This window comes from Bacillus sp. S71, assembly GCF_016625265.1.
Classification (GTDB): Bacteria; Bacillota; Bacilli; order Bacillales; family Bacillaceae_G; genus Bacillus_A; species Bacillus_A cereus.
Window position 1 is genome coordinate 525971 of record NZ_JACVUW010000003.1, and the last position, 17704, is coordinate 543674.

Sequence of the window (17704 nt, forward strand, 5' to 3'; positions counted from 1 at the left end):
ACAAAATAATGGAGATGGTCATTTACATAACCATCTCCATTATTTTAACTTGTATGCTCCTATTATGTCTACGTCATAAATTTCACAAAATCCTCAAGAAACTTTTTATAATGTAACGACCAACCAATTCGCACCCAATTTTTTAATGCTTTTGCATCAGGTTGAGGCCGAAAATCAGCAATACTCTCTCCTTTTGCAATTCCAGCTGTATCTACATCGACACGACGATATACATAATCTAAAAGGGATGGATTTGCCGCAACCATCATTGTAACGACGTCATGTACTGGACTTCCTTTTATTTTCGGATTTAACTTTCTATAAGCTTTATAATAGTACGTAAATATCGGCTCGATTAACTTATTAAAACTCGTTTTAGAGTGTTTCGTAATATATTTTACCATTTCCGGCGTAATAATTGCTTCAGATGTAACGTTAAGTGGTACTAATGTCACATTTTTAGCATTTTGCATAACTAATTGCGACGCAATCGGATCACCATGAAAATTCGCCTCTGCGACTGGTGTTACATTGCCAGGCATTAAGAAAGCACCGCCCATTATATAATATTCTTTCACATACTTCATCATCGGCTTTTCTAAAATAAATGCCGTCGCTAGTGTTGTTGATCTACCAGCATCGACTATTATTAATTCCCCTTTATATTTTTCAAGAAGATCAAAAAATGCACAAAAAGGCTTTATATTTGGCGAAAAAGTTTTTGGAGGTTTAATTGGCCCTAAACCGTCTGCCCCATGAATTTCTGGATAATACGTTGTAACATCTCCGGATAAAGGAATTTTCGCACCATTAATAACAGGTATATCTTCCCGTCCTGCCATTTGCAATAAATATGCGGCATTACTTGTCGCCTTTTCTTGTGTTACATTTCCATATCCCGTTACTACTCCAACAATATCAATATCAGGATGCAACAATCCATACATAATTGCTAAAGAGTCATCAATGCCTGGGTCTCCTAAAAATAACACTTTTTTCATCGACCTCAACTCCATCCCCTCAGTTGTTATTAATTTATGAATAAACGTGGATATACAGAATAAAAAAGAACAAATTCATACGAAAAAACGCAGTCTTATAAGGACTACGTTCTTCAGCTAACCTATACTGTTTTTTTTACAGCACTCATACTTCCAATAACATAAGCGATAAACGCAAAACAAATTGGGAAGACAACTGTATGTATACCGAACGGATTTGGATAGAAAAGATGAATACACATATATGAACCTACTCCAACGAAAATGGAAGCAAGCGCTCCTGTAGCATTTCCTTTTCTCCAATATAACCCTAATACGATTGGCCAAATGAATGCTGCTTCTAATCCACCGAAAGAAAATAAATTTAGCCATATTAAAAAATCTGGTGGTTTAATCGCCGCTGCATAAACGAGTAGCCCTACAATACCAGTAATCCACAAACTTCCTTTTTTTATCGTACTGTCTGCTGCATCTTTATTTATGTAATTTACGTATATATCTTTAATAATTGACGAGCTTACAAGTAATAATAAAGAGTTTACTGTAGACATAATCGCCGCCATTGGTGCAGCTAAGAAAACTCCAGCTAACCAAGGTGGCAACACTTCCATCGCGAGTAGCGGCATTACTTTATCTGGTACCGTTATACCTGGAAGTACTACTCTTGCAAATACACCTGTTAAATGCATACCAATCATAATTGTACCAACGACAACTGTTCCAATTATTAAAGCTTGGTGCATAGCTTTTGAATTTTTATAAGACATGGCACGCACACTAATTTGCGGTAAACCTACAACGCCAATTCCAATTAAAATCCAAAATGATGTAACATATGATTTCGTTAAACTGCCATCTGCTCCGAATGGTGTAATTAAATTTGGATTAATTTGAACTAGTTCCTGCATAATCTTTTCAATTCCACCACCAGCAATGACAGTAGCAATTAAAATGATTGTCGTTCCAACTAACATAATGATTCCTAATAATGTATCTGATAGCGCGACTGCACGAAATCCACCAATTAATACGTACACAAGTACAGAAAAAGTAAATAAAAATAGTGCTGTTGTATACGATAGACCCGTTAGTGACTCGATTAATCGTCCACCGCCGACCCACTGGGCTACTGTCGCTGAAAATAAAAAGATAATAATACATAACGCAGAGAGTATAACAACTGCTTTATTATTGTATCTCCCTTTTAAATAATCGATAAGAGTAATTGCTTCCATCTTCCTAGCAATAATTGCAAACTTTTTACCGATAACCGTTAAAACGATATATCCTGTTACAACTTGAATCGCAGATAATAGTACCCATCCAAGCCCCATATTGTAAGCAATACCGGGACCACCAATAAAGCTACTTGCACTACCGTACGTAGCAATCATTGTCATCGCTAATAATAAACCGCCTAACTCACGCCCACCAAGAAAATATTCTTGTAAAAATTTATTATGTGCTGTTGCTTGCACGCGTCTTGAAGCATATACACCAATTAAAAATACAACGATAAACGAAATTATCATTGGAATGATTACATACCAATTCATCTATTATTCCTCACTTTTTTCTTCCTCATCGAGTGAAATATCTTGAAATACAAAACGAACAACTAAACTAAGTAAAATAACCATAACGATAAATCCAACGATACAGCTATAAAAAAACCATGCGGGAAAACCTAATACATATGTATATTCACTCGGATCTTTACTACCAAGCCCATAAGCAAATCCGTACCATATTATAAAATTAATAATAGCAAGTCCAAGACCAATTAACGCTTCTCTATGGGCTATTCGAAAGCGTGGATCATCATGATAATCTTTCATTTTTCCCCCTCCTCTCACGATGTATTATTGTACCATTGTTCTTCTAGTTTTTCCTACTAGAAAGCAAAAACAAGCAGGATTTTTTATAATCATATAGAAGCTTCTCTTACATTACATATTTTTTACAATTGTAACACAAATGAAATTTGAATTTTCAGTATTTATTAATTATGATTTTAATTAGAGGCTTTCCATCTAGTTTCCACATCCTTGATTTCGGAATAAGCGCCGTCTCGTACTGCGTTTACATTATATTTTCAAGGGGGTTATACAATGAGTCAACTAGCTGTAAATCTTCATGAAAAGGTAGAAAAGTTTCTTCAAGGTACAAAAAAGTTATATGTGAATGGATCTTTCATTGAAAGCGCTTCCGGCAAAACATTTAAAACACCTAACCCAGCAACTGGTGAAACACTTGCCGTCGTTTCTGAAGCTGGTCGCGAAGATATTCATAAAGCTGTAGTCGCAGCTCGTATGGCTTTTGACGAAGGTCCTTGGTCTCGTATGAGCACTGCTGAGCGAAGCCGTCTCATGTACAAGTTAGCTGATCTAATGGAAGAACATAAAGAAGAGCTTGCACAGCTCGAAACATTAGATAACGGAAAACCAATCCGTGAAACAATGGCAGCAGACATACCACTTGCAATTGAGCATATGCGCTATTACGCTGGATGGGCTACGAAAATCGTTGGTCAAACAATTCCTGTTTCCGGTGATTACTTTAACTATACACGCCATGAAGCTGTTGGTGTCGTTGGTCAAATTATCCCTTGGAACTTCCCGCTTCTTATGGCAATGTGGAAAATGGGAGCAGCGCTTGCTACAGGATGTACAATCGTTTTAAAACCTGCAGAACAAACTCCACTATCTGCTCTATACTTAGCTGAATTAATTGAAGAAGCTGGATTCCCGAAAGGTGTTATTAATATCGTACCTGGATTCGGTGAATCAGCTGGACAAGCTCTCGTTAATCATCCACTCGTTGATAAAATTGCATTTACCGGTTCTACTCCTGTCGGTAAACAAATTATGCGACAAGCATCCGAATCATTAAAACGCGTTACACTTGAATTAGGCGGTAAATCACCAAATATCATCTTGCCAGATGCTGATTTATCTCGCGCGATTCCTGGTGCACTTTCTGGTGTTATGTTTAACCAAGGACAAGTATGCTCTGCTGGATCACGCTTATTTGTTCCGAAGAAAATGTATGATAATGTCATGGCTGATCTCGTCCTCTATTCTAAAAAACTAAATCAAGGTGTCGGTCTTAACCCTGAAACAACAATTGGTCCTCTCGTTTCTGAAGAACAACAAAAACGTGTAATGGGCTACATCGAAAAAGGGATTGAAGAAGGCGCTGAAGTACTTTGCGGAGGTAGTAATCCATTCGATCAAGGCTACTTCGTTTCTCCTACAGTATTCGCTGACGTAAATGATGAAATGACGATCGCAAAAGAAGAAATTTTCGGTCCAGTTATTTCTGCAATACCATTTAACGATATTGATGAAGTAATTGAACGTGCAAATAAATCACAATTCGGCTTAGCAGCTGGTGTGTGGACAGAAAGTGTTAAAACAGCACACTATGTTGCAAGTAAAGTACGTGCTGGTACAGTGTGGGTAAACTGTTATAACGTCTTTGATGCAGCATCTCCATTTGGAGGATTTAAACAATCCGGTCTTGGTCGTGAAATGGGATCTTATGCATTAAATAACTATACAGAAGTGAAGAGCGTTTGGCTTAACTTAAATTAATGAGAAAGAACCTGACCTATCCGGTCAGGTTCTTTTCATTATGTATTCCTTTAAACTTGCAGTCCTCCGCTCACATTTAATACTTCTCCTGTAATATAGGATGCGTATTCTGATGCTAAAAAAGCTGCTGCGTTTGCAATATCTTCTGGCGTGCCAATTCTACCAACTGGAATCGCGCCAACCATCTTTTCTTTCACTTTATCTGGTATCGTTTTTGTCATATCTGTATCCATAAACCCTGGACAAATCGCATTACACGTAATACCGAAACTTCCAACTTCTTTCGCTGCCGTTTTCGTTAAACCTACAACGCCTGCCTTCGTAGCCGCATAATTTGCTTGACCTATGTTTCCTTCTCTACTAATTGAAGATATATTAATAATGCGTCCATACCCTTGTTGTCTCATGTAAAGAAGCGCTGGTTGCATACAATAAAAAACACCAGTTAAGTTCACTTGTAATACTTGTTCCCAAGCAGACTTCTCCATTTTATGTAACATTGCATCTCTTGTAATCCCGGCGTTATTCACCAAAATATGTAATGTACCGAATTTTTGAACCGCATATTCAATTAACGACTTCGCTTCATTTTGATTACTCACATCACATCGATATGAGCATACTTCATATCCTTCGTCCGATAATTCACGTGTCGTTTTTTGTAGCTTCTCTTCATTTACATCGCTAATTAATACTTTCGCCCCCAGCTTTGCATAAACCCTTGCAATCTCTTTTCCAATTCCCTGTGCAGCTCCTGTTACAACAGCTGTTTTCCCATATAAAAACTCCATTCCTATCCCCCATTTCTATTACTTATACTGTATATTTCGGCTTTTTACTTTCCAATTCCTCTTTGTATAAAAAAGTCTATTTGTGTCAAACTAACTTTGCAACGTCGCATAAAGTGCAAGGAGATTATGTCGAATGAACAAAAAGAATTTCAAACAAAGCAAAGCAACTGATGGCATTGATGTTGAGTTCTCTCGCGAACTCGCTGACCACAATGACTTAGAAGCAAACGCACGTGCAAATGCCGCTGATGCACGTCAAAAACGCCAATCAACCGAAAAATAAGGTACATCACAACCTTATTCTTTTCAAAAGGGACCTACTACCCAACAAAATAAACCGAGAGACATCTCTCGGTTTATTTTCTATATTTTTTTGCATAATGAGCCAAAGTAAGCAACGGATATATATGAGCATAACTATGATAACAAATATAAAACCCACCTGGTAAACCTGTTCCAGTAGGATATTTTTCATTTATATAAGGGTTGGAGAGCAAATATGAAATACCTTTTCGAATGACTGGCGTTTCTTTATCATAGTAAGAAATGAGGGCATCTAACGCCCATGCTGTTTGGGATGGTGTACTAAATGGTAAAGTAACGAACCTTTTCTCCACACTACTGTGGCAAGATTCTCCCCAGCCACCATCTTCATGCTGTATATGTTCAAGCCATAAAGCTGCTCGTTTCAATGATGGATCGCTAGATGGTATTCCGAGTGACCGTAAACCCGTCAACACTGCCCACGTACCATATATATAACAAATCCCCCATTTCCCATACCATGATCCATTTTCCTCTTGTGCATTCGTTAACCAATTTATCGCACTTTGTTTTTGTTTCTCAGGCAATTCGTTTTGTCCATACGTCCCGAAAAACTCTAGCACTCTTCCTGTAATATCTGGTGTAGAAGGATCTGTAATCATATCACTCGCATTTTCGATTGGTAAATTTGCTAATATACGGCTCGTTACCCCTTTTTCAAAAGCTCCCCAACCACCATCATTATTTTGCAATCCTTTAACCCAATTAACCGCTCGCTTCCAAGCATTGTCTACATTTTCGTTCCCTCTACTTCGCGCCAATGCTCTTAACACAGCAGTTGTATCATCAATATCTGGAATCGTCGTATTCACATCCGAAAAGCCCCAACCACCTGGGAAGAGATCCGGTGCATGTACACTCCAATCTACTTTCTTTGTTTGCTGTTTTCTTAGTAAATACGCTGATGCATTTTGAATCACTTTACTTGCTTTCGGAACTTGAGCTTCTTGCAAAGCATAACTGAGTAAAGCTGTATCCCATATAGTTGACGGAGAGTTTTGCAAATGGCTCCCTCTTTCCATCTTCCATATATAAGATGTAATTCCCATTATAGCCTTCTCAATAATTGGTGATTGAATAGAATGTCCTAATGCAAGTAAAGCATAAATCATATAAAACGAGGCAGTTGCGTAACTATATAATGTTCCATTTTCATCAATACGCTCTTTCATAAAACGTTCTACTTCCTCATATCCTTTATGATGCAAAGAAAGTGGATACGTTATAATTTTCTTCACGTCACCTAATAAGGTTTGAAAAACCGGAGATCGGTCCTCCCGAAACCATCCTCCGCCCCCGCCTGCAATATGATTTAAATTTGGCAATAACTTTTTCTCTACTCGAAATCTTTTATTTAAACACAACATCATCGGAATTAAATGAATACGTGCTGAGCTACTCAATTCAAATATACTGAGAGGGGAATCATTCTGCAGAAACATAATTGGTGTTGGCAAATGAAAGAGAGAAGGGTATTCATATTCTCCATGAATTGCTAATAAAAACTTCGTCATAAAATGAGCACGCGCTACCCCCCCGCGCTCATTTATAAACATTTCCGCTCGCTTCATATTCGCATCTTCTTTTGTATATTTTTCCGATGCAAGTAAGGCAGCATAAGATTGAATTGTAGCAGATAAATTACCACCCACTTCATCTTCATGCAATTTCCATGTTCCTTCATTTGTTTGAAGTGATGCTAACCTTTTTACAAACGGTTCTATCTCTTTATCTCTACCTAATAATTTTAATAAAAAAATCATATGACAATCTGTTAGTGGCGCTCCTTCAAAACAAAACCGCCACGTACCATCTTGCCGTTGCATCGTTTGAAGTGCAGTTGTTCTTCTCGCTATTTCTTCATGCACTTTTTCATATAATAACAAGTTACTCACCCACCCTTTCGAAATCCGTATAACGATATTCAAAAAGGTAGCTGAATATGTATAAAAACAAAGAAAAGCAGAACATATAAAATGTTCCGCTCATAAACAATATCCTACTCCGACAATAATCCCTAATAAAGCACCAACTACTACTTCATACGGTGTATGCCCAACAAGTTCATTTAACTTCTTATATTCTGTTTCTCTACCGTGAAAAAAGTCATTCAATATTTTTGCTTGTTTACTTACTGCAAGCCTTACTCCTGAAGCATCATACATAACAATAATGGCAAAAATAGTAGCAACCGCAAACATCGAGCTTTCCACACCTTCTACTACCCCAACTCCTGTAGCAAGCGCTGTCACTGTTGAAGCATGAGAACTTGGCATCCCACCTGAAGCAAAAAACTTTGCAAAATCAAATTCACCCATTTTAACTAATTTAAAGACTACTTTCGTTAATTGTGCTAAAAACCATGAAATTACAGCTGCCATAAGCGGATCATTATGTAAAATTGTTTCCATGTTCTCAGCTCCTTACTGACTATAATGGAAATTCTATATAATATAAGTATAAAGAAAAATGCGTAGAAAATACTACGCATTATGATACTTTTGCTGATTTATTTTTTATAAATTTCGGCTGTTTCTGCACTAAAAACTTTGTCTTCGCTACCGAGAATACAAATAAAGCAACCCATATACAGAAAAATGCAATCATATGTGTAGATGTGAAATGTTCACCAAATACAAATACACCTAAAATTAAGCTAATTGTTGGCGCAATATATTGTAAAAATCCCACCATATAAAGCGGAATAAGTTGTGCTCCTTTTGCAAAATAAAATAGTGGTAATGCTGTTACAATACCTGCTCCTATTAAAAGTAACGTTGATAACATTGAAATAGATCCAAATGAGCCGAAACCATGTGCTCCTGTCATAACAAGATAAATGATCGCAAACGGCGTCACTAACATGGTTTCCATCGTAAGTCCAATTGTAGCATCATAATTTAATAGTTTTTTCGTTAATCCGTATAATCCAAATGAAAAGGCAAGTGAAAGAGAAACCCACGGAATAGATCCGAAACGTACTGTTAAAATGACAACCCCTACTCCTGCTAAACCAACTGCAACATATTGCCAAAAGTTTAACTTTTCCTTTAAAACGACTGTACCAAGTAAAATACTAATAAGCGGATTAATATAATAGCCAAGACTCGCTTCAATAACATGATTATGATTAACGGCCCATATGTAAACAAACCAGTTTCCGCTAATCAAGACTGAAGCTATAGTTAATGACATTAATAATTTAGGTCGTTTAAAAAGATTCACAAATTCCCCAATAAACTGGCGAAACCTCTTCGTAACACCTAATACAAGTAACATAAAAACAAACGCCCAAACGATGCGGTGTGCTAATATTTCATCTGCTGGAACTTCCTCAATCCATTTCCAATAAATCGGTAGAATTCCCCACATCGTATAAGCACCAGCCGCATATAGTATCCCTTTTTTTTGCTCTGCTGATTGACTCCCCATCTTCCTTTTTCTCCTCTTCTCATTTTTTCTCCATTATACGGTCTCACATGCTCACTTTACCAATAATCAATCTGCATTTCTTTCGACATTTCTCATACAACGAATAATAAACATACCGTTATTACAACAAGTAACGGTATGCCGAAAACAAATTTCTTTTTATGAGTTTTATGATGAAACATATACATACCAATCCAAGCTCCAACTGCTCCCCCAGCTGCCGCTGATAAAAACAGCGTACTTTCTGGCGTTCTCCACTGTTTCTTCTTTGCTTTTCGTTTATCAAGCCCCATAAGGCTAAAAGCTATAACGTTAATAATAAGAAAATAAATCCATTTCATCGCTTTCTCTCCTTATGAAAAATTCGCTTAATGGTAACACGAAAAAACGCCGGAAACAACTGAAGAACTCTTTTTATCAAACTAGTTTCATTCCTTTTTCTTAATTAGTTACCTTCATATTTACAAAACCAACTAAAATCGCAATTAAAGCATTTAAATAGAAAAATGTTATGAGCAGAATCTTATATTTCATTACATTCACCCACTACCATATCATCAAAAAAACTGCTCTCAATCACTTTCTCCTCAAAATGAAGAACTACAATTAGCCCTACATATAAAGAAACCAAATTTAGAAACCATTCCCCATTCTCATCTTTCTTAGCTAAGCATTTAAATATCTCTTGAAATTGCATACGCTCGTCTGCAGCAACAATCGGACGCACACCAAAATATTTCAATACGAGATTCAGCTTCAACTGCACGGATAATGATAAAATATATTTTAATAGCTTCGTATACTCTGTACTATCTTTTTGACTATACAACTTCACAAGCTTTGGATGTAAATTCGAAATCGATAATTCCTCGTCAGTCACTCTAGTTACTTCTATCGTTTCAATCATCTTTTTCATATCCATCACATTCACCCCTTCTGAAAAAATTCTAAAGCCAAAGAGTACTTAATTCAAAATGTGCAATAATTGTGCGTTTCTCGTCTCTCGTTCTTCCTCACTGACTAAATCATACTTTTTTAGAAAGTGAAAAATATCATTTAATAATTTCTGCGAATGATTACCTTGTAAAAAACTCTTTAACTCTTTAAAGATCCCTTCAGGTAAAGAATTCTTTTGACTTTCGAGCTTATTCATCACATCTTCAATAGAATGATCAATGTTACACGCCATACTAAACTTCCCCCTCTATCCTCTATAAATAATATCCTCAGCTAACGATGTAAACACTTCTCCAACAAGAGAATCTTCATCGTATACAGATGAACCGCTATTTTCTTCACGTTTTGCAAAAGGTATCTTGGCAATTACTTCTGCTTGCAATTGTTCTGCAAGCATTTCGCCGCCGCCTTTTCCGAAGAGATAATTTTTCGATCCATCTTGCTCTTCATAATAAGCCATATTTTCCACAATACCTAAAATCTCATGCTTCGTATGTTTTGCCATTACACCGACTCTTGAAGCAACGAATGAAGCTACATTGTGCGGAGTTGTAACAATTATTTCTTTCGCTTGCGGAATCATCGCTGCAACATCAATCGCAACATCTCCTGTACCTGGTGGTAAATCAAGTAATAAATAATCTAATTCTCCCCAGTGCGTATTCGCAAGGAAATTTTGAATCCATTTATTTAGCATCGGTCCGCGCCACATAACTGGGTTATTTCCTTCTGTAAAAAATCCCATCGACATGATTTTAACACCGTGACTAATGACTGGAATTGCCGTTTGATCAATCATCGTTGGTTTCGTATTCGTTTCCATCATAGCTGGAATACTAAAACCATATATATCCGCATCTAATATCCCCACTTTCTTGCCCATACGAGCTAGTGCAGTTGCAAGATTAATTGTCACCGTTGATTTTCCAACTCCGCCTTTTCCGCTCGTTACAGTAATAAAACGTACTCCTGAATCCGGGCGAAGCATGCTCGGCATACCAGTTTCTGTTCTAGTATTTTTCTTTAACTTCTCTGTTAAAGCTGCACGTTCTTCTTGTGTCATAGAACCAAATGTTACATCCACTTTAGAAGCACCAATTGCGTGAAGTGATTCTTCAATATCTTGTTGAATTTTTGCTTTTAACGGACAACCTTGGATTGTTAGTACTACTTCAAGTTTAACCTCTGTTCCGTTCATTTGTACATTTCTAACCATATTTAATTCTACAACACTTTTGTGTAACTCTGGATCCTCTACATGTTTTAATGCATTCATTATTTGTTCTTGAGTAAGCATGGAACTCATCCCTTCTCTTATTCTAATTTATATACAACATCTTCTTGGCGCTTCATCTGGTGAAAAAGCTTATTACCCGCCGCTAACGGGCGGGATTAATGCGACTATATCTCCAGCCTTTATCATCTCTTCATTCATTACAAACTCCTCATTAACAGCCACCATCACTTTATCCAGCGATTGTAAACAATAGCTGACTTTGAGCCATTCTTTTAATTGCTGCACTGTCATTTCTTGCTTTTCTAAAATTACTAATCGATCCGATCCAACTTCCTCACGCAGATTTGCAAATAATAAAATTGTAATCATTTTCTCATTCTTCCTTCTTTGGTTTTCCTTCTGGATATGGTGTGTTTTCAAGTTGATCTCCAATCCACATCGTTCCATCTTCCCAAAATTCTTTTTTCCAAATTGGAACAATTCGTTTTATACGTTCAATCGCGTACTCATTCGCTTCATAAGCTACTTTACGATGCGGTGATGAAACTGCAATGACTACCGCAATATCCATTATTTCTAGCCGCCCTACACGGTGCGTAATTGCTACTTTTGCATCCGGCCATCTTTCACTAATCTCTTCACCAATTCTCATAAGTTGTTTTACTGCCATCGGTTTATATGCTTCATACTCTAAATGTAGCGTTCGTTTTCCTTTTGTTAATTCTCTCACCGTACCAATAAATGTTGTAATCGCACCTGCTTCCCTTCTTGCGACTTTATTCGTTACTTCTTCAACTAAAATCGGATTATCTACAATTTCAAATAGCGCTTGTCTCATTAGAACCACCTCTCACTTTATGAAATGTCCAAGGCCATTCACTACCTTCGTTATCTTCTAATAAAAGAACATCAACAAACATATCTTTTTTATATCCTCTTGTCCCGCCCGGCAATACGATAAACGCATTTGATTCTGCCAATGAAGAAACTGAGCTAGATTTATCAAACCCTGATGGATAAGCGATTAATTTCCCCTCATCATATTGCAATTTTGCTCGTACAAATCTTGTAAATGGATTCGGTTTTAGAAAATCTTCTCCTAATAACGCTTTTTCTCTTTTTAAATGTACTTTTTCACTAAACATATACGTCCGAATACACGGTCTTACGAATAGTTCAAACCCTACGTAACAAGCGGATGGATTTCCTGATAAACCAAATAATAACTTGCCATTTAATTGTGCTACGGTCGTAACACTTCCTGGTCGCATTGCAACTTTATTAAAAAGAACAGATGCACCTAACTTTTCGTAAATAGCTGGTAAATAATCATAATCTCCTACAGATACACCGCCGGTTGTAATTAACATATCTACTTGGCCAAGCGCTTCTTTCACAGCTGTAAAACACGTATTAAAATCATCACTAAACTTCCCAAAATATTTTACTCTGCCGCCCGCTCTTCGAATTTGAGACAATATCATGTACGTATTACTGTTTCGGATTTTCCCTGGCTGTAATGAATCATCGACATCAAGCAATTCACTCCCAGTCGCTAACAGTCCAATTACAGGCTTTCTCGCAACTGGCACTTCACTATAACCGAATGTAGCAAGAAGAGCTGAAATACCTGGATTAATGTACGATCCTTTCTTTGCAAGAACCGTTCCTTTACGAGCATCTTCACCTTGAAAAGAAATATTGTCGCCCGTTTTGAATGATCGCTTCACTTCCATATAATTGTTGCCATTCTTCTCATATTGACGAGTCAGCTCTAACATAACAACCGCATCACACTCATTCGGAATTTGTGCTCCCGTCATAATTCGAACTGCTTGAAACGGACCTACTTTCTCATGGAATAGCGATCCTGCACCAATTTCACCCACTACTTCAAATACAATTGGCGTTTCATAACTTGCTAAATTAGTATCTTCTGCTCGAATAGCAAATCCGTCATACGGCGAACGATTAAATGACGGTACATCATGGTCAGCTACTAAATCCTCTGCTAATATACGTCCATAAGCTAATTCAATTGGTAATAGCTCCTTTAAGCCTTTATCAGCAAATCCCATCACTTTACGAACAGCTTCTTCAACCGTAATTGGCACTCTTCTTTCCATTGTTGACACCCTCTCTATTAACCGAATACGCGATAATATAGTTGTTTCGCTTTCGAAATATCATTTGTACCATGAATAAAAACACGACCATCTCGAAAAACAACCACGCGGTAATCATCGAATTGGCAAGATAGTAAATACGGATTCCGATCTACTTTCCCCAGTTTTTGTAATACTTTTTCTATATCATCAAAATTGTATTTCCTATTGTCTACTGTTCTAATTTGAACTGTATTTCTTCCGCATAAAACAGCTGCTTTCGTTTGATTTTCGTATGATAAATAAGGATAAGTTCGATTCAAACCGCATGAGAGACAAGTGTCTGTTTTTATTTTCCCTAATTTTATAAAATGATTTTGATTACTCCATATATCAAACATGAAAAATGTTTTTCTAATTACTGAGAAATCTCCCACTAAAATTTTGAGTGCTTCTGCCACTTGATATGCTGCGACGATTTGAACAGTCGGGCTAATAATTCCAGCGGTATCACATGTCACACCTGTAACAGGAATATTTTTCAGCATACAATGTAAACACGGTGTCTCTTGCGGAATAATTGTATAACTCATACCATACGATCCAACGCAAGAACCATATACCCAAGGAATATTATGTTTTTGTGATAAATCATTTATTACAAATCGAATATCAAAATTATCTGTTGCATCAATGATTACATCTACATTTTTTAATAGACCTTTCATATTTTCTGAAGTTGCATCCATTACGAAAGCATGTATTTGTACTTCCGAATTAATTTGTTCTAACCGATTTTTTGCAGCAATTGCTTTCGGCATTTTCTCTCTCGCATCTTGTTCAGAGTACAATTGTTGCCTTTGTAAATTACTCCATTCAACGTAGTCACGATCAATAATCGTCAACTTGCCAACACCTGCACGTACGAAACTTTCGGCACTTGCACTTCCTAATGCGCCTGCCCCTACAATTAACACATGTTTATTTCGAATTTTTTCTTGTCCTTTACTCCCAATTGGTTTGAACAACTGTTGTCGTGAATACCGATCAGCCATTACATACCCTTCCTCTCAAGAACTCTATTTCATATTAGAATGTTGTTTCTGATAACAAGCAAAGTAAGCAAAACCAACAAACCCAGCTCCTCCAATTACATTTCCGATAAAAACAGGAACAAAATTTTTAGCCAAATCCATCCACGTTAGATGACCAGCAAAAATAACAGCGGAAATGACAAACATATTTGCTACTACTTGCTGAAATCCAATCACTACAAATGCCATAATTGGAATCCAAATTCCGATGATTTTTCCGACAAAATCACTCGTCCCGTAAGCGAGCCAAAGAGCAAGACAAACGAGCCAATTACAACCAATTGCTAAAATTAAAGTTCTCCCAAATGATTCATGTAACTTCCCTTCCGCTATCGCTACCGTTTTATTTAAATACTCTCCCTCTGTTAATCCGCCAAGATGCCCAAAGCAATACGCAACGAAAATTGCCCCAATAAAATTCATGAAAGTAATCCAAACCCAGTTATTCAGTACACTTATCAATGTAATTTTCTTTGCATAAAGCGCCATAGACAGTGACATCATATTTCCCGTAATTAATTCTCCTCCTGCTAATACTACGAGCATGAGTCCAACAGGAAATACTGCTCCTCCTAAAACATTCACTAGACTTCCCCAGCGCTCAGGTAAATTCCCTAAAACTCGAATGTTAAGTAAAAAACCTATCGCAATAAACGCTCCTCCTAAAAAACCGAGAATAAGCATCGCTGGCAATGTCTGTCTTACTTTTTGAACACCGGCCTCAATGACAAGCTCAGCAATTTGTTCCGGCTTATGAAATGCCATTACCCATTCCTCCATTTTCTCCAAATAAAAAAGCAGCTTCAAAAAACCTCCTCAAATAAAGGTTTTTGAATGCTGCTTAATTTCTCTGCACATCTTTTACAGAGATATCAATCATCACTTTTACTATAAAATAGAAAATCCACAACTCTTGTAAATTTTCCATTTTTCACTATGAAGCTAGCTTTATATATTAACCACCGATATGTGACATTTCAATTTTAGGTATTGTTTTCTTATTTGTATGATTTAAGCGTTCATCTGAATAACGATCTTCCCTATTATTCCATATATCGCGTACTACATCTGTAATGTCCTCATCTGTATGTTCAGAACGAAGCAATTCTCTTAAATCATTTCCTTTAGAAGCAAATAAGCAAGTATATAATTTTCCTTCTGCAGAAATACGAGCTCTCGTACATGATGAGCAAAAAGAATCTGTTACTGATGAAATAATACCTATTTCCTCATCGCTTCCTATATAACGATACCTAGTAGCCACTTCACCAGAATAATTTGCTTCTATCCGTTCTAACGGCATAACTTGATGAATCGTATCTACTATTTCTTGTTTGGAAATAACTTCACCTAACTCCCAGCCATTATAATTCCCAACATCCATATACTCAATAAACCGAAGAATATGCTTATTTTCTTTAAAGTATTGTGCCATCTGCAAAATATCTTGTTCATTTTTCCCTTTTTGAACGACCATATTTATTTTAATTTTCATACCAACTTCAGCAGCAGCCTGTATTCCTTCCAGAACCCTTTGCACTTTGCTCCTATTACCATTTAAATAGAAAAACCGATCTTCTTCCAAGGAATCTAAGCTAACTGTTACACGTGATAGTCCCGCCTTATATAAATCAGGAGCAAACTTTTTAAGTAACGATCCATTGGTTGTTAAACCGATATCTTCTACACCATCAATTTTATTAAGGCGCTCAATAAGCTTTGGAAGACCTCTTCGAAGTAACGGTTCTCCGCCCGTAATTCGTAACTTTCTTACACCTAAAGAAACAAAAATACGTGTTATCCTTTCAATTTCATCAAAAGATAAAATTTTATCATTAGACAAAAACGAGTAATCAGGACCAAATATTTCTTCTGGCATACAATATCGGCAGCGAAAATTACAGCGATCAGTAACTGAAATACGTAAATCCTTTAACGGACGTTGCAACTTGTCTAATGTAACTGATTTCATCTTCATTGCCTCACTTTTATTTTATATTTAAAACACGTTCTGGATGGGTATATACATTTAAGGAGTGATTACGAATAAATCCTATTGTCGTAATACCTAAATCTTCCGCTAGTTGCAAAGCTAACTCAGTTGGAGCTGATTTTGATAGTATAATTTCACAACCGATTTTTGCAACTTTCAATAATATTTCCGAAGAAATACGACCACTAAAAACAATGATTTTATCTTTTATAGAAATATCGTTTCTTAAACAATAACCGTAAATTTTGTCTAGTGCATTATGCCTACCAATATCCATTCGGCTTAAAATAATACCATTAACATCACATAAAGCTGCATTATGAACCCCACCAGTACGATGAAACGTATCCGCAGATTGCTGCATTTCTTTCATTAACCGAAAACAATCCTCTGCCGTAACCTGTACATGGACACCCTTCATTTTTTTTGCACTTAGTGCATCATTTGCAAAAACAAACCCTTGCCTACTCATACCACAACAAGACGTAATATAGCGTTTATTTTGCATTTGTTCATAATACGGATTTACTTTTGTCGTTGTTACATGCACAAAGCCTTCTTTCTCCTGCATCCATATGCTATCAATATCTTCATACTTCCGAATGATTCCTTCAGACGCTAAGAAGCCTATTACCATATCTTCTATATATTCTGGAGTACTAACCATTGTAACAAACTCCTGTCCGTTCATTTTAATGGTGACAGGAAACTCTGTTACAATGCTGTCCTCTATATGCTTAAATGCTCCTTGTTCATAACGAAAGATTTCTCTTTCTACCTGTATCGGTTTCACGATTAGTATCCTTCTCTCACGTTATATTTTTATCAAAAACAAATACAGAAACTGCAATATCTTCTTCTACTTTCATATCTGAAAACAAATTTACTAATTTCGCTCCAACAAGTTCCTCCAAATGTTCACGGGAATTCGCAGCATACACTTCTTGAATCATTTTCGTTCTAGCCATATGAACCATTTCCGCACCGTCCATCGTACTTGAAATAAATTTTTCAGTAGGTGTTAAGTTTCCGTAAAGAGTCGCTATAGCCATATTTTCCGCAAAAACAGTATGAATTCGTTCTGGTCCTTTTCCGAAAAGTTCCTTTCGAAGTTTTCGTATCATATCATTAAATTCATGTACTTTTTTTGACATACAATTATACCTCCCAAAAG

General features: G+C 36.7%; 21 protein-coding genes. 2 read left to right on the top strand and 19 right to left on the bottom strand.

Features of this window, described 5'->3' with window-relative positions; translation table 11 throughout:
- Positions 1–68: 68 nt before the first annotated feature.
- From IBT51_RS09585 to IBT51_RS09595, 3 genes are all read right to left on the bottom strand, one after another.
- The gene (locus IBT51_RS09585; RefSeq protein ID WP_000756465.1) at positions 69–1001 is read right to left on the bottom strand and encodes a nucleoside hydrolase; all 933 of its coding nucleotides are present in this window, start codon (positions 999–1001) and stop codon (positions 69–71) included.
- Positions 1002–1123: 122 nt separating this feature from the next.
- Complete coding sequence (gene panF, locus IBT51_RS09590; RefSeq protein WP_001104824.1) at positions 1124–2557, bottom strand: sodium/pantothenate symporter; 1434 nt, start codon at positions 2555–2557, stop codon at positions 1124–1126.
- A 3-nt stretch (positions 2558–2560) separates the two neighbouring features.
- The gene (locus tag IBT51_RS09595) at positions 2561–2839 is read right to left on the bottom strand and encodes a YhdT family protein (protein ID WP_000656237.1); all 279 of its coding nucleotides are present in this window, start codon (positions 2837–2839) and stop codon (positions 2561–2563) included.
- A gap of 273 nt (positions 2840–3112) precedes the next feature.
- Here IBT51_RS09595 and dhaS point away from each other — a divergent pair, with 273 nt between their 5' ends.
- Positions 3113–4597, top strand: coding sequence for an aldehyde dehydrogenase DhaS (gene dhaS / locus IBT51_RS09600; RefSeq protein ID WP_000080280.1), 1485 nt, complete (start codon positions 3113–3115; stop codon positions 4595–4597).
- 50 nt (positions 4598–4647) lie between these two features.
- Here the strand turns inward: dhaS and fabG are convergent, their stop codons facing one another.
- Positions 4648–5388 (bottom strand): 3-oxoacyl-ACP reductase FabG, encoded by a 741-nt coding sequence (gene fabG / locus IBT51_RS09605; protein ID WP_000395352.1) that lies wholly within the window; start codon positions 5386–5388, stop codon positions 4648–4650.
- A gap of 133 nt (positions 5389–5521) precedes the next feature.
- Here fabG and IBT51_RS09610 point away from each other — a divergent pair, with 133 nt between their 5' ends.
- On the top strand, positions 5522–5671 hold the full coding sequence (locus IBT51_RS09610) for a YfhD family protein (protein ID WP_001035815.1): 150 nt from the start codon (positions 5522–5524) through the stop codon (positions 5669–5671).
- Between the two features lie 73 nt (positions 5672–5744).
- Here the strand turns inward: IBT51_RS09610 and IBT51_RS09615 are convergent, their stop codons facing one another.
- The 15 genes from IBT51_RS09615 to IBT51_RS09685 form a co-directional block, all read right to left on the bottom strand.
- Positions 5745–7598: a terpene cyclase/mutase family protein gene (locus tag IBT51_RS09615; protein WP_200458098.1), complete on the bottom strand. Its 1854-nt coding sequence runs from the start codon at positions 7596–7598 to the stop codon at positions 5745–5747.
- A gap of 99 nt (positions 7599–7697) precedes the next feature.
- Positions 7698–8123, bottom strand: coding sequence for a divergent PAP2 family protein (locus IBT51_RS09620; RefSeq protein ID WP_088023530.1), 426 nt, complete (start codon positions 8121–8123; stop codon positions 7698–7700).
- Positions 8124–8202: 79 nt separating this feature from the next.
- Entirely contained in the window at positions 8203–9144 is a 942-nt protein-coding gene (gene rarD / locus IBT51_RS09625) for an EamA family transporter RarD (RefSeq protein WP_200458097.1), read from the bottom strand.
- 92 nt (positions 9145–9236) lie between these two features.
- The gene (locus tag IBT51_RS09630; protein WP_000871349.1) at positions 9237–9485 is read right to left on the bottom strand and encodes a DUF1294 domain-containing protein; all 249 of its coding nucleotides are present in this window, start codon (positions 9483–9485) and stop codon (positions 9237–9239) included.
- 182 nt (positions 9486–9667) lie between these two features.
- On the bottom strand, positions 9668–10066 hold the full coding sequence (locus IBT51_RS09635) for a hypothetical protein (RefSeq protein WP_000367304.1): 399 nt from the start codon (positions 10064–10066) through the stop codon (positions 9668–9670).
- Positions 10067–10108: 42 nt separating this feature from the next.
- Positions 10109–10333 carry a group-specific protein gene (locus tag IBT51_RS09640; RefSeq protein WP_088023527.1) on the bottom strand — a complete coding sequence of 75 codons (225 nt, stop codon included), beginning with the start codon at positions 10331–10333 and terminating at the stop codon, positions 10109–10111.
- 15 nt (positions 10334–10348) lie between these two features.
- Positions 10349–11398, bottom strand: a complete 1050-nt coding sequence (locus IBT51_RS09645; RefSeq protein ID WP_063548300.1) for a P-loop NTPase — start codon at positions 11396–11398, stop codon at positions 10349–10351.
- Positions 11399–11470: 72 nt separating this feature from the next.
- The gene (gene moaD, locus IBT51_RS09650; protein WP_088023524.1) at positions 11471–11707 is read right to left on the bottom strand and encodes a molybdopterin converting factor subunit 1; all 237 of its coding nucleotides are present in this window, start codon (positions 11705–11707) and stop codon (positions 11471–11473) included.
- A 4-nt stretch (positions 11708–11711) separates the two neighbouring features.
- Entirely contained in the window at positions 11712–12176 is a 465-nt protein-coding gene (moaE, locus tag IBT51_RS09655; protein ID WP_001248111.1) for a molybdopterin synthase catalytic subunit MoaE, read from the bottom strand.
- A complete protein-coding gene (locus tag IBT51_RS09660; protein WP_063548302.1) occupies positions 12157–13464 on the bottom strand; it encodes a molybdopterin molybdotransferase MoeA in 1308 nt (435 codons plus the stop codon). Before IBT51_RS09660 ends, moaE begins: the two co-directional genes overlap by 20 nt.
- 17 nt (positions 13465–13481) lie before the next feature.
- Positions 13482–14498, bottom strand: a complete 1017-nt coding sequence (locus tag IBT51_RS09665) for a molybdopterin-synthase adenylyltransferase MoeB (RefSeq protein WP_088023518.1) — start codon at positions 14496–14498, stop codon at positions 13482–13484.
- 24 nt (positions 14499–14522) lie between these two features.
- Positions 14523–15302, bottom strand: coding sequence for a formate channel (locus IBT51_RS09670; RefSeq protein WP_088023516.1), 780 nt, complete (start codon positions 15300–15302; stop codon positions 14523–14525).
- A 190-nt stretch (positions 15303–15492) separates the two neighbouring features.
- Positions 15493–16509 (bottom strand): GTP 3',8-cyclase MoaA, encoded by a 1017-nt coding sequence (gene moaA, locus IBT51_RS09675; protein WP_088023513.1) that lies wholly within the window; start codon positions 16507–16509, stop codon positions 15493–15495.
- A 16-nt stretch (positions 16510–16525) separates the two neighbouring features.
- On the bottom strand, positions 16526–17323 hold the full coding sequence (gene fdhD / locus IBT51_RS09680; RefSeq protein ID WP_088023511.1) for a formate dehydrogenase accessory sulfurtransferase FdhD: 798 nt from the start codon (positions 17321–17323) through the stop codon (positions 16526–16528).
- 16 nt (positions 17324–17339) lie between these two features.
- The gene (locus IBT51_RS09685; protein WP_000039582.1) at positions 17340–17684 is read right to left on the bottom strand and encodes a Na-translocating system protein MpsC family protein; all 345 of its coding nucleotides are present in this window, start codon (positions 17682–17684) and stop codon (positions 17340–17342) included.
- Positions 17685–17704: the final 20 nt, after the last annotated feature.

Bases quoted from the DNA above. Each gene is read 5' to 3' on its own strand.
- IBT51_RS09670 (WP_088023516.1), bottom strand. From the start codon at position 15,302: ATGGCATTTCATAAGCCGGAACAAATTGCTGAGCTTGTCATTGAGGCC.
- moaE (WP_001248111.1), bottom strand. From the start codon at position 12,176: ATGAGACAAGCGCTATTTGAAATTGTAGATAATCCGATTTTAGTTGAA.
- moaA (WP_088023513.1), bottom strand. From the start codon at position 16,509: ATGAAATCAGTTACATTAGACAAGTTGCAACGTCCGTTAAAGGATTTA.
- moaD (WP_088023524.1), bottom strand. From the start codon at position 11,707: ATGATTACAATTTTATTATTTGCAAATCTGCGTGAGGAAGTTGGATCG.
- panF (WP_001104824.1), bottom strand. From the start codon at position 2,557: ATGAATTGGTATGTAATCATTCCAATGATAATTTCGTTTATCGTTGTA.
- IBT51_RS09595 (WP_000656237.1), bottom strand. From the start codon at position 2,839: ATGAAAGATTATCATGATGATCCACGCTTTCGAATAGCCCATAGAGAA.
- IBT51_RS09635 (WP_000367304.1), bottom strand. From the start codon at position 10,066: ATGGATATGAAAAAGATGATTGAAACGATAGAAGTAACTAGAGTGACT.
- rarD (WP_200458097.1), bottom strand. From the start codon at position 9,144: ATGGGGAGTCAATCAGCAGAGCAAAAAAAAGGGATACTATATGCGGCT.
- IBT51_RS09620 (WP_088023530.1), bottom strand. From the start codon at position 8,123: ATGGAAACAATTTTACATAATGATCCGCTTATGGCAGCTGTAATTTCA.
- IBT51_RS09610 (WP_001035815.1), top strand. From the start codon at position 5,522: ATGAACAAAAAGAATTTCAAACAAAGCAAAGCAACTGATGGCATTGAT.
- IBT51_RS09685 (WP_000039582.1), bottom strand. From the start codon at position 17,684: ATGTCAAAAAAAGTACATGAATTTAATGATATGATACGAAAACTTCGA.
- IBT51_RS09585 (WP_000756465.1), bottom strand. From the start codon at position 1,001: ATGAAAAAAGTGTTATTTTTAGGAGACCCAGGCATTGATGACTCTTTA.
- IBT51_RS09665 (WP_088023518.1), bottom strand. From the start codon at position 14,498: ATGGCTGATCGGTATTCACGACAACAGTTGTTCAAACCAATTGGGAGT.
- IBT51_RS09630 (WP_000871349.1), bottom strand. From the start codon at position 9,485: ATGAAATGGATTTATTTTCTTATTATTAACGTTATAGCTTTTAGCCTT.
- IBT51_RS09660 (WP_063548302.1), bottom strand. From the start codon at position 13,464: ATGGAAAGAAGAGTGCCAATTACGGTTGAAGAAGCTGTTCGTAAAGTG.
- dhaS (WP_000080280.1), top strand. From the start codon at position 3,113: ATGAGTCAACTAGCTGTAAATCTTCATGAAAAGGTAGAAAAGTTTCTT.
- IBT51_RS09645 (WP_063548300.1), bottom strand. From the start codon at position 11,398: ATGCTTACTCAAGAACAAATAATGAATGCATTAAAACATGTAGAGGAT.
- IBT51_RS09640 (WP_088023527.1), bottom strand. From the start codon at position 10,333: ATGGCGTGTAACATTGATCATTCTATTGAAGATGTGATGAATAAGCTC.
- fabG (WP_000395352.1), bottom strand. From the start codon at position 5,388: ATGGAGTTTTTATATGGGAAAACAGCTGTTGTAACAGGAGCTGCACAG.